This window comes from Nocardioides sp. LHD-245 (assembly GCF_030929495.1).
Classification (GTDB): Bacteria; Actinomycetota; Actinomycetes; order Propionibacteriales; family Nocardioidaceae; genus Nocardioides.
Genome location: NZ_JAVFWN010000030.1, coordinates 1 through 9,856 on the forward strand (window position 1 = coordinate 1; position 9,856 = coordinate 9,856).

Here is a 9,856-nt window from a genome sequence, read left to right on the forward strand (position 1 = left end):
CCGCGTCAACATCGTGCCCACCACCGAACCCGAGATCGGAGCTGATGACCTGCCCGCGCTGACCGCCTGACACCTCATCGAGGAGCACGCAGCGCTACACCACTACGCGGGACTTGACCTCCGTGGAGTCGAGCGAGGAGACACATCGCGGCGAAGGCCTCGCGGCGTCGTAGGTGGCAGCCTAGATCGAGGGAGGTGCGGAGAGGCGAGGTCACGCGAAGCCCGTCGAGCTCGACGATGTCGCCGGGCCGGAGATCGCGTTCGCGTCCGTCGAGCTCACCACGGCGGGTCGCGCGGCGACCGCGTAACGAGCAGGTTTCGATCGGCGGCCTGACGTCGTTTCCGCCGGCCGGGTACAGATCCACGCCGTGGACCCAGGCGGCAGTCCGGTCGACGACGATCTGGTCCGCCGCAACCGAGCAGCGGACGGCCAGCACACGCAGAGCGATCGAGTCAGGCTCGTCGGTACGACGGTAGGTGCCGCTGCCGATCCGGATCAGCAGCCCGGCCGCCACGGCGTGCCGGATGCGTGAGCGGGTCAGGCCGTGGGAGTCGGCGTCGCGCACGTGGAACGGACCGGTCGGGAAGTCGTCGATTTCCATCCCACGACGATGGAGCGGATCGGCCGTTCGGCGGCGGCGAGGAGCTGGGGCCCGTGGACAGGAGGTGATGGCGTCGTACCTGTGGAGGAGCGAAGGACCTCCCGAGGACGGGAGTGACGAGTCACAGGGTCATGACTGACGAGTCAAGGGGTCAGAACCGACGACTCAACGGTGCGGGACGGTCTCCTTCAAGAAGCCGCGCGCGCCGAGGAAGGTCTCGAGCGACTCCCGATGGCCCGCGCAGGCCAGCCAGGTCTTGCGGCGGTCGGGGGTGTGGATCTTCGGGTTGTTCCACAGCAGCTGCCACTCGGCCGGCTCACGACAGCCCTTGGCCGAGCAGACGTCAGGCTCCATGCCCGCCCTGCTCGCCCTGAGGCTCGTGCCCGCCCTGCCCGAGCTGGCGCTGGGCGTCGCCACCGCCGGTGAGGGGGAGCGACGTGGCGCGGCTGTCGCCGGCGTTGGCCATCACCACGGCGACGTACGGCAGGATGATCGCGCCCGCGATCAGGATCGGCCACAGCCAGTGGATGCCGGCCGCGCCGCTGATGGCCGCGCCGATGAAGCACAGGGTGCGGATCGTCATCGCGATGACGTACTTCTTCTGCCGTCGCGCCAGGTCGTCCTGGGGGCTGGAGCCGGCCGTGGTGATGCGGATGGCGTCCATGCCCTCAGCCTACGCCGGTGCGTCCCTGAGTAGGCTGCTGGTATGTCGAATCGCACCTACCGCGTCAGTGAGATCGTCGGCACCTCCCCGGAGGGCATCGACCAGGCCGTCCGCAACGGCGTCGAGCGCGCGGGCCAGACCCTTCGCCATCTCGATTGGTTCGAGGTGACCCAGGTGCGCGGCCAGATCAAGGACGGCGCCGTCGAGCACTTCCAGGTCACCATGAAGGTCGGCTTCCGCCTCGAGGACGACGAGTAAGTCGAGCTCGTTTCGCGGGCCCCGATTTGGTGGGTCTGCCCACGGGCCTGGAGCTCTGAGCGTGCGGTTTGGTCCCAAACCGCAGCTGAAGCACCGGAACTGTTGCGGTTTGGGACCAAACCGCAACAATGCCAACCCGCCCGATTCCGACCCGTTTGTCGGGGTCCTACAACACAGGAGCGCGATCTTGGTGCCTGCCGCCCGTGAGGCCGACGCACCTGCACCACTAGCGTCACGAAGCGTGAACCCACCACGCTCCGTCCTCGTCACCGGAGGCAACCGCGGCATCGGCCGCGCGATCGCCGAGGCCTTCATCGCCGCGGGCGACAAGGTCGCCGTCACGACCCGGAGCGGGGGCGCGCCCGAGGGTGCGCTCGAGCTCAAGGCCGACATCACCGACCCGGTGGCCGTCGAGGCGGCGTTCGCCGCGGCCGAGGAGGCGCACGGTCCGGTCGAGGTGCTCGTCGCCAACGCCGGCATCACCAAGGACACCCTGCTCCTGCGCATGTCCGAGGACGACTGGTCCTCGGTCATCGACACGAACCTCACGGCCTCCTTCCGCCTGGCCAAGCGTGCCGCCAAGGGCATGCTGCGGCAGCGGAAGGGCCGGATCATCTTCATCTCCAGCGTGGTGGGTCTGCTCGGCTCGCCGGGCCAGGTCAACTACGCCGCGTCGAAGGCGGGCCTGGTCGGCATGGCGCGCTCGCTGGCGCGCGAGCTCGGGCCGCGCTCGATCACGGCCAACGTGGTGGCGCCCGGGTACGTCGACACCGACATGACCGCGGTGCTGTCCGACGAGCAGAAGGAGGGGATCCGCAGCCAGGTCCCGCTGGGCCGGTACGCCGACCCGGCCGAGATCGCCGGCGCGGTCCTGTGGCTGGCCAGCCCGGAGGCGGGCTATGTGACCGGCGCGGTGATCCCCGTCGACGGCGGACTCGGAATGGGGCACTGATCATGAGCGGAATCCTCGACGGCAAGAACATCCTGGTCGCGGGCGTCACCCTCGACACCTCGATCGGCTTCGCGGTCGCGAAGTTCGCCCAGGAGCAGGGCGCCACGGTCCTCGTCTCCAACTTCGGCCAGGCGCTGCGGATCACCCGGCGCATCGTCAAGCGGCTCCCCGAGCTGCCCGCGGTGATCGAGCTCGACGTCACCGACGCCGACCACCTCGCGGCGCTCCCCGACGCGGTCCGCGAGGCCCTCGGCCCGGACGCGACGCTCGACGGCGTCGTGCACTCGATCGCCTACGGCAACCCGGAGACGCTGCTGGGCGGCAAGTTCCTCGACGGTCCCTGGGAGGACGTCGCCCAGGCGGTGCAGGTCTCGGCGTACTCGCTGAAGTCCCTCGCCGTCGCCTGCCGCCCGCTGATGACGAGCGGCGGCTCGGTGGTCGGTCTCACCTTCGACGCCAGTGTCGCCTGGCCCGTCTACGACTGGATGGGCGTCGCGAAGGCCGGCCTCGAGTCCTGCGCCCGCTACCTCGCCCGCGACCTGGGCGGCGACGGGATCCGGGTCAACCTGGTCTCCGCCGGCCCACTGCGCACGCTGGCCGCCAAGGCGATCCCCGGCTTCGGGGACCTCGAGTCGATGTGGTCCACCAAGTCGCCCCTCGGTTGGGACAACACCGACCAGGAGCCCACCGCCAAGGCGGTCTGCGCCCTGCTCTCGGACCTGTTCCCGGCGACCACGGGCGAGATCGTCCACGTCGACGGCGGTTTCCACGCGATGGGCGCCTGACGGCTCACCCGGTACGCCGCAGCCACCGCCGGGCGCCGAGCGTCATCAACGCCCACACCGTCAGGACGATCGCTATCTCCTCGACCACATACCAGGGCCACGGCCCGAGCAGGTCGAGGAGCGACCGCCCCGGCTTGCGCATCAGGTAGCCGTAGTTGGTGTCGGCGGCCAGGTTGAAGGCGTAGGCCCCGGCCGCCCACACCAGCGTCACGGCGACCGCCGAGCGGTAGTCGCGCCAGCGCGGCACCAGGCGCAGCCCGACCACGAGGTAGACGGCCGCGAGCACGATCAGCAGGTGCAGCGCCCAGAACGCGAAGTAGCGCGGGTGCGGCAGGTCCTCGTTGAGCGAGGGTGTGACCACACCCTGGACGGTCAGGGTCAGTCCCCAGAAGAAGGTCAGCGTCACCGGCAGCGGCCGGTGCGTCCACAGCGCCCAGGTCGCGGCGATCCAGGCCAGGTCGCACAGGTGCAGCGGCAGGGTGACGCCGAGGTCGAAGTTGAACGCGAGGTCGACCAGCTGGAACGGCACGGTCGCCAGCGGGATGAGCACGGCCCACGCGCGGCTGAACCGGGTCGGGCCGTCGTACGACGCGTGCCGGCGCCCGAGCAGCACGACGACCACCAGCCCGACGGCGAACACCGCGAGCGGGATCACGTGGGTGAGCCCGTACTGCGTCACAGCACTACCATGCACGGGTGGAGAAGCAACGGCTGCTCGTCGTCGTCCGACACGCCAAGGCCGAGCAGCACGCCCCCACCGACGTCGAGCGGGTGCTGAGCGACCGGGGTCGGGCCGACGGGCGCGCCCTCGGGCAGTGGTTCGCCGCCCAGGGCATCGTCCCGGACGCCGCCTACGTCTCGTACGCCGCCCGGACCCGCGAGACCTGGGACGTCGTCTCCGCGGGTGCCGGCTGGGATCTCGCGCCGACCGTCGACGGGAGCCTCTACGGCACCGACGAGGACGGCGTCCTCGAGCTCGTCCACACCACGCCGGCCGAGGCGGGGACCGTGGTCGTGGTCGGCCACAACCCCACCATGGCGATGCTCGTGCAGCTGCTCGACGACGGCGAGGGCGAGGCATCGGGCGCGATCGAGCTCGGCGCCTTCCCGACGAGCGCCGCGGCGGTGTTCGAGATCGCCGGCCCGTGGGAAGACGTCGCGGCCATGGCGGGGCGGCTGGTCGCCTTCGAGGTGGGCCGGGCCTGACGGAATCGCCGGTCGACCGGCGATTCCTGCACAGTCAGCCGAGCGGCGGCGCCGGCGTCACGATCCCGACCGCGGCGTCGGCCGCCTCGATCTCCTCGCGGGTGATGCCCAGCAGATACATGATCGCGTCGAGGTAGGGCACGTTCAGCGCCGTGTCGGCGGCCTCGCGCACAACCGCCCGGGCGTTGTAGGCGATGCCGAGGCCCGCGGCGGCGAGCATGTCGAGGTCGTTGGCGCCGTCGCCGATGGCGATGGTCGCGTCCTCCGGTACGCCGAGGTCGGCGGCGAACTCCCGCAGCGCCTGTGCCTTCCCGGCCCGGTCGACGACCGCGCCGACCACCTCACCGGTGAGCCGTCCGTCGACGATCTCCAGGGTGTTGGCCCGGGACCGGTGGATGCCGAGATCGACGGCCAGCCGGTCGGTGATCTGGCTGAAGCCACCGGAGACGATCGCGAACCGGTAGCCGAGGCGGCGCAGGGTGCGCACCATCGTGCGGGCGCCCGGGTTGACCACGATCGCGTCGTACACCTGGTCGAGGACGGAGGCGTCGAGGCCGGCGAGCAGCTTCACCCGGGCGCGCAGCGACTGCTCGAAGTCGAGCTCGCCGCGCATCGCCCGCTCGGTGATGTCGCCGACCTCGCGCCCGAAGCCGGCGTGCGCGGCGAGCATCTCGATGACCTCGCCCTGGATCAGCGTCGAGTCGACGTCCATCACGATCAGCCGGACCCCGTGGCGCAGGAGGTCGGCGGGCTGGACGGCGACGTCGATGCCGTGGACGGCCGCGTCGCCGGCGAGGAGCTGGCGCAGGCGGTCCGGTCGGGCGCCCGACACGTCGAGCTCGATGGCGGTCACCGGGTAGCGCGCCATCCGCTCGATCCGGTCGATGTTGCCGCCGCAGTCGGCGATCCGGCCCGCGATGGCCGCCATCGCCGACGCCTTCAGCGGCGCGCCGATCACGGTGACGTGGGCGCGGTCGCGGTGCCGGGACCGGTTGTCGCCCGACCCCTTCTCGATGTCGACGGTCATGCCGAGCGCCTCCATGCTCGACGTGAGCTGCCGTCGCAGCCGCTTGCGGTCGCGCGGCGCCGTCACCAGGACGCCGAGCACCAGACGCCCCCGCATCAGGATCTGCTCGAGGTCGACGACGCTGACCCCGGATCCGGCGAGACTCTCCAGGACCGCCGAGGTGACGCCGGGCCGGTCGGCGCCGGTGACGGTGATCAGGAGCGTGTCGTCCGCTGCATCGTGAGAGGTCAAGGTCATGGCGGGTGCAGGCTATCGCTGCCCGGCGTCGTCGGAGGGCGGCGGCCAGCCGTCGGGCGAGCAGGCCGCGGTGAGAGCGTGACGCGCGGCACGCTCCAGCGGCTCCAGCACCGCCCGCCGGGCCGCGGCATCGCTCGCGGACAGGGCTCCGCCGTCGTCGCGCAGAGCGAGCTCGACGACCGCTTCGAGATGGAGCGCCCGCCCGGCGAGGTCGACGCACCGAGCGGGGGTGCCCGGGGGAGCGACGAGGGGTACGCCGGCGCGCAGATCGTGCAGCTCGTCGGCGACCCGGGGCTGCCAGCGCGCCACATCGAGGTCCGCGAGGGCGTTGGCCGTGGCCAGCAGGGCGGCGCGGAGCTGTCGGTCCGCCTCGCCGAGGTCCGGCGGCGGCCTGCGCTCGGCGGGAAGCACCCGCCATTCGACCGCGCGGCCGACCTGCCGGGGGACCAGTGCGGCGCCCGGCAGCAGGACCACCTCGCCGGCCTCGATCGCCGCGGTCGTCAGCGCCCGAGGGCCGCGCAGACCGGCCGGATCGCCGGGCGCGGGGAAGGCGGCGGCGACGCCGTCGCCGCCGTGGCCGCGTGCGGCGGCGAGCTCGAGCAGCAGCGACGACGGCCCGTCGGGCGCGGCGACGACATGGGTGACGTCGTCGCCGTGGACGGCGTCGAGGACCTCGTCGGGGCCCAGTGTCCCGCGCAGCCAGGCCGTCCCCCACCAGGCCAGGCGGGCGGAAACGGGAAGGACGCTCACCCGCCGACCTTACTGGCCTCGCCTGGATAGGGTGGCCACCATGTCCGCCGTGCTCGAGCTCGCCGAGGTGACCGTACGACGAGGGCAGTCCCTCTTGCTCGACCGCGTCAGCTGGGTGGTCCGTGAGGGCGAGCGGTGGATCCTGCTCGGGGCCAACGGAGCCGGCAAGACGACGCTGATGCAGATCGCCGGTGCCCAGCTGCATCCCACCTCCGGTGCCGTCGGTCTGCTCGGCGAGCTGCTCGGCACGGTCGACATCTTCGAGCTGCGACCCCGGATCGGTGTGTCCAGCGCCGCGGTCGCCGAGCAGATCCCGCGCGACGAGACCGTGCGTGACCTGGTGCTGACCGCGTCCTACGCCGTGCTCGGCCGGTGGCGTGAGGAGTACGACGCCGTCGATCACGACCGCGCCGATGCGCTGTTGCGCGAGGTGGGCGTCGCGCCGCTCGCCGACCGCACGTACGGCACCCTCAGCGAGGGCGAGCGCAAGCGGGTCCAGATCGCGCGCGCACTGATGACCGATCCCGAACTGCTGCTGCTCGACGAGCCCGCTGCCGGGCTCGACCTGGGCGGCCGCGAGGATCTGGTCTCCACCCTGTCCGTGCTCGCCCACGATCCGCTGTCGCCGGCGACCGTGCTGGTCTCGCACCACGTCGAGGAGATCCCGCCCGGCTTCACCCACGTGATGATGCTGCGCGGAGGCAAGGTCGTCGCCCAGGGCCAGCTCGAGGAGACACTGACCGCCGAGGCGCTGTCGGCGACGTTCGGGATGCCGCTCGTCCTCGAGCACCACGACGGGCGCTACGCCGCTCGCCGCAAGCAGCACCACCGCGGCTAGCGGGAAGCCTTCTCAACTACAGTTCGGTCATGGACTGGCTCCGGGACCACCTGTGGGAGGCCTGGCTGGGCGTCGCGTTCGTGCTCGCCCTGGCCGAGCTGCTGAGCCTCGACCTCTTCCTGCTCATGCTGGCCGGCGGCGCGGTCGCCGGCGTCCTGACGGCGTTCGTCACCGACAACATCGTCCTCCAGGTGCTCGCGGCCTCCGCTGTCTCCGTCCTGTTACTCGCCGCCGTCCGCCCGCCGCTCATCCGGCGCCTCCACGGCGGCCCGGACCTGGTGCTCGGGCCGGCGAGCATGGTGGGCAGCCGGGGCATCGTGACCGAGCCCGTCGCGGAGCACCGCCCGGGCCGGGTGAAGATCGGCGGCGAGTCGTGGCTCGCCGTCGCGGAGCCGCCGGGCTCCGCCATCGCCGTCGGCGAGACGGTCGAGATCGTCTCCATCGTCGGCGCCACGGCACACGTCCGTCCCGCGTCCGCCCCCGAACTCGAGGAGCCTCGATGACCGTCCTGATCCTGCTCGCCCTCCTGCTCCTGCTGGTCATCACCGTGGTCGCGAAGGCGATCCGGATCGTGCCGCAGGCCTACACCGGCATCGTCGAGCGGTTCGGCAAGTACAAGGAGACCCTCCCGGCGGGCCTCAACTTCGTGGTGCCGTTCATCGACAAGGTGCGCTACACCATCGACCTGCGCGAGCAGGTCGTGAGCTTCCCGCCGCAGGCCGCGATCACCGAGGACAACCTGACCGTCGACATCGACACGGTCATCTACTTCCAGGTCACCGACCCGATCGCGGCGACCTACGAGATCTCCAACTACATCCAGGCCATCGAGCAGCTCACCATGACCACGCTGCGCAACGTGGTCGGTGGCATGGACCTCGAGCAGACCCTGACCAGCCGCGAGTCGATCAACAGCGGGCTCTCGGCCGTGCTCGACGAGACCACCGGACGCTGGGGCATCAAGGTCAAGCGGGTCGAGATCAAGGGCATCGACCCGCCGCCGTCGATCAAGGACGCGATGGAGAAGCAGATGCGCGCCGAGCGCGACAAGCGCGCCTTCATCCTCACCGCCGAAGGTCAGCGCCAGTCCGCCATCCTCACCGCGGAGGGCAACAAGCAGTCCGCCATCCTCAACGCGGAGGGCGAGCGGGAGTCGCAGATCCTGCGCGCCCAGGCCGACCGCGAGGCGCAGATCCTGCGGGCCCAGGGTGAGGGGCAGGCCATCCAGACGGTCTTCCAGGCGATCCACGACGGCCGGCCGGACCAGTCGCTGCTCGCCTATCAGTACCTCCAGATGATGCCGAAGATCGCCGAGGGCGACGCCAACAAGGTGTGGGTGATCCCCTCGGAGATCACCAAGGCCCTCGAGGGTCTCGGCTCCTCGATCCACGAGGTCGCGGGCATCCCGAAGGCGACCCCCGGCCCCGCCAAGCGGGTCGACATGGGGCCGACCGAGCCGGCCATGCCGCTCACCGGGACGAGCGAGGCCGTCCAGGAAGCGATCGCCGAGGCCGAGAGCGCGGCCCGCCCGGGACAGGCCTCGGATGCCCCGGCTGCACCGGACGCGGAGCCGCCGGCAGGGGAGTATCCCGCGGAGTGACCCTCCTCGAGATCATGGCGGTGCTCCTGGCGGGCGTCGGCGCGGGCATGATCAACGCGGTCGTCGGCTCCGGCACCCTCATCACCTTCCCGACCCTGCTCGCGATCGGCGTTCCGCCCGTCACCGCGAACATGTCCAACAGCCTGGGTCTGGTGCCCGGATCCATCGCCGGCGCGTTCGGGTACCGGCGCGAGCTGGTGGGCCAGCGGGACCGGCTCTTGCGCCTGCTGGCCTTCTCGTCGGTGGGTGGCGTGGTCGGAGCCGTGCTGTTGCTCGTGCTGCCGCCGGGGGCGTTCGAGGCCGTCGTACCCGTGCTGATCCTGCTCGGGATCGCGCTGGTCGTGCTTCAGCCGTGGCTCTCCCGCGCGGTCGCGGCGCGGGCCGACCGCCGCGGTGAGCCCGTGCCGGCCGACGGGACCGACCGTGGGCCGACCGCGATGGAGCGCTCGTGGTGGGTGCCGATCGCGGTGCTCGGCACCGGCGTGTACGGCGGCTACTTCGGTGCCGCCCAGGGCGTGCTGCTGATGGGCGTGCTCGGCATCGGGGTCACCGACGCGCTGCAGCGGCTCAACGGCGTCAAGAACGTGCTCGTCGCCGTGGTCAACGCGATCGCCGGGCTCGTCTTCGTGCTCGTCGCCGAGCTCGGGCTGTTCGGGGCCGAGGCACGGGTCGACTGGCTGCTCGTCCTGCTCATCGCCGTGGGCGCGGTGTGCGGCGGCCTGCTCGGCGCCGCAGTGGGTCGCAAGCTCCCGCCGCTCGCCCTCCGGGCGGTGATCGTGACCGTCGGCCTGGTCGCCGTGGTCACCCTGGTCGTCTGAGCGGGCTCATGTAAGGGACATCGGCGGCGTGGAGCCACTACGCAGCTGAGGTTCCAGGGTTGCATGGTCATCCCGGTTGGTTCGGGGAGTGGCGTCGAGAATGGCTCTGGGGAGGTCAC

14 protein-coding genes are annotated in these 9,856 nt (G+C 71.5%); 8 read left to right on the forward strand and 6 right to left on the reverse strand.

Translation table 11 applies throughout. From position 1 onward, the window contains the following. Positions 1–74 precede the first annotated feature (74 nt). The 3 genes from RB608_RS28015 to RB608_RS28025 all read right to left on the reverse strand — a co-directional run bounded on the left by RB608_RS28015 (position 75) and on the right by RB608_RS28025 (position 1,266). Positions 75–602, reverse strand: coding sequence for a type IV toxin-antitoxin system AbiEi family antitoxin domain-containing protein (locus RB608_RS28015; protein ID WP_308091392.1), 528 nt, complete (start codon positions 600–602; stop codon positions 75–77). 165 nt (positions 603–767) lie between these two features. After that, on the reverse strand, positions 768–956 hold the full coding sequence (locus tag RB608_RS28020) for an acetone carboxylase (protein WP_308091393.1): 189 nt from the start codon (positions 954–956) through the stop codon (positions 768–770). Continuing rightward, the gene (locus tag RB608_RS28025) at positions 946–1,266 is read right to left on the reverse strand and encodes a DUF3099 domain-containing protein (protein WP_308091394.1); all 321 of its coding nucleotides are present in this window, start codon (positions 1,264–1,266) and stop codon (positions 946–948) included. The genes RB608_RS28020 and RB608_RS28025 overlap by 11 nt, the downstream gene beginning before the upstream one ends. A 42-nt stretch (positions 1,267–1,308) precedes the next feature. Between RB608_RS28025 and RB608_RS28030 the strand changes: the two genes are divergently transcribed. The 3 genes from RB608_RS28030 to fabI all read left to right on the forward strand — a co-directional run bounded on the left by RB608_RS28030 (position 1,309) and on the right by fabI (position 3,261). Beyond that, a complete protein-coding gene (locus RB608_RS28030; protein ID WP_308091395.1) occupies positions 1,309–1,524 on the forward strand; it encodes a dodecin in 216 nt (71 codons plus the stop codon). 241 nt (positions 1,525–1,765) lie between these two features. Continuing rightward, on the forward strand, positions 1,766–2,476 hold the full coding sequence (locus RB608_RS28035; RefSeq protein ID WP_308091396.1) for a beta-ketoacyl-ACP reductase: 711 nt from the start codon (positions 1,766–1,768) through the stop codon (positions 2,474–2,476). A gap of 2 nt (positions 2,477–2,478) precedes the next feature. Beyond that, positions 2,479–3,261 (forward strand): enoyl-ACP reductase FabI, encoded by a 783-nt coding sequence (gene fabI, locus RB608_RS28040; protein WP_308091397.1) that lies wholly within the window; start codon positions 2,479–2,481, stop codon positions 3,259–3,261. A 4-nt stretch (positions 3,262–3,265) separates the two neighbouring features. Here the strand turns inward: fabI and RB608_RS28045 are convergent, their stop codons facing one another. Continuing rightward, positions 3,266–3,940 (reverse strand): TIGR02206 family membrane protein, encoded by a 675-nt coding sequence (locus RB608_RS28045; RefSeq protein ID WP_308091398.1) that lies wholly within the window; start codon positions 3,938–3,940, stop codon positions 3,266–3,268. A 17-nt stretch (positions 3,941–3,957) separates the two neighbouring features. Here RB608_RS28045 and RB608_RS28050 point away from each other — a divergent pair, with 17 nt between their 5' ends. After that, on the forward strand, positions 3,958–4,467 hold the full coding sequence (locus RB608_RS28050) for a histidine phosphatase family protein (protein WP_308091399.1): 510 nt from the start codon (positions 3,958–3,960) through the stop codon (positions 4,465–4,467). Positions 4,468–4,501: 34 nt separating this feature from the next. Here RB608_RS28050 and serB read toward each other — a convergent pair whose 3' ends face one another. Both serB and RB608_RS28060 read right to left on the reverse strand, forming a co-directional pair. Further along, positions 4,502–5,731, reverse strand: a complete 1,230-nt coding sequence (serB, locus tag RB608_RS28055) for a phosphoserine phosphatase SerB (RefSeq protein ID WP_308091400.1) — start codon at positions 5,729–5,731, stop codon at positions 4,502–4,504. A 12-nt stretch (positions 5,732–5,743) separates the two neighbouring features. Further along, positions 5,744–6,481, reverse strand: coding sequence for a hypothetical protein (locus RB608_RS28060; RefSeq protein ID WP_308091401.1), 738 nt, complete (start codon positions 6,479–6,481; stop codon positions 5,744–5,746). A gap of 40 nt (positions 6,482–6,521) precedes the next feature. Between RB608_RS28060 and RB608_RS28065 the strand changes: the two genes are divergently transcribed. From RB608_RS28065 to RB608_RS28080, 4 genes are read left to right on the forward strand one after another with little or no spacing between them, the layout of a single operon-like run. Next, positions 6,522–7,319, forward strand: a complete 798-nt coding sequence (locus RB608_RS28065; protein WP_308091402.1) for an ABC transporter ATP-binding protein — start codon at positions 6,522–6,524, stop codon at positions 7,317–7,319. Positions 7,320–7,348: 29 nt separating this feature from the next. Then, positions 7,349–7,822 (forward strand): NfeD family protein, encoded by a 474-nt coding sequence (locus tag RB608_RS28070; protein ID WP_308091403.1) that lies wholly within the window; start codon positions 7,349–7,351, stop codon positions 7,820–7,822. Continuing rightward, positions 7,819–8,919, forward strand: coding sequence for an SPFH domain-containing protein (locus tag RB608_RS28075; RefSeq protein WP_308091404.1), 1,101 nt, complete (start codon positions 7,819–7,821; stop codon positions 8,917–8,919). The genes RB608_RS28070 and RB608_RS28075 overlap by 4 nt, the downstream gene beginning before the upstream one ends. After that, entirely contained in the window at positions 8,916–9,737 is an 822-nt protein-coding gene (locus RB608_RS28080) for a sulfite exporter TauE/SafE family protein (RefSeq protein WP_308091405.1), read from the forward strand. The genes RB608_RS28075 and RB608_RS28080 overlap by 4 nt, the downstream gene beginning before the upstream one ends. Positions 9,738–9,856: the final 119 nt, after the last annotated feature.

What these genes read in the sequence shown, in the direction of transcription:
- RB608_RS28015 (WP_308091392.1), bottom strand. Translation starts at nt 602, where the DNA reads ATGGAAATCGACGACTTCCCGACCGGTCCGTTCCACGTGCGCGACGCC.
- RB608_RS28020 (WP_308091393.1), bottom strand. Translation starts at nt 956, where the DNA reads ATGGAGCCTGACGTCTGCTCGGCCAAGGGCTGTCGTGAGCCGGCCGAG.
- RB608_RS28025 (WP_308091394.1), bottom strand. Translation starts at nt 1,266, where the DNA reads ATGGACGCCATCCGCATCACCACGGCCGGCTCCAGCCCCCAGGACGAC.
- RB608_RS28030 (WP_308091395.1), top strand. Translation starts at nt 1,309, where the DNA reads ATGTCGAATCGCACCTACCGCGTCAGTGAGATCGTCGGCACCTCCCCG.
- fabI (WP_308091397.1), top strand. Translation starts at nt 2,479, where the DNA reads ATGAGCGGAATCCTCGACGGCAAGAACATCCTGGTCGCGGGCGTCACC.
- serB (WP_308091400.1), bottom strand. Translation starts at nt 5,731, where the DNA reads ATGACCTTGACCTCTCACGATGCAGCGGACGACACGCTCCTGATCACC.
- RB608_RS28065 (WP_308091402.1), top strand. Translation starts at nt 6,522, where the DNA reads ATGTCCGCCGTGCTCGAGCTCGCCGAGGTGACCGTACGACGAGGGCAG.
- RB608_RS28070 (WP_308091403.1), top strand. Translation starts at nt 7,349, where the DNA reads ATGGACTGGCTCCGGGACCACCTGTGGGAGGCCTGGCTGGGCGTCGCG.
- RB608_RS28075 (WP_308091404.1), top strand. Translation starts at nt 7,819, where the DNA reads ATGACCGTCCTGATCCTGCTCGCCCTCCTGCTCCTGCTGGTCATCACC.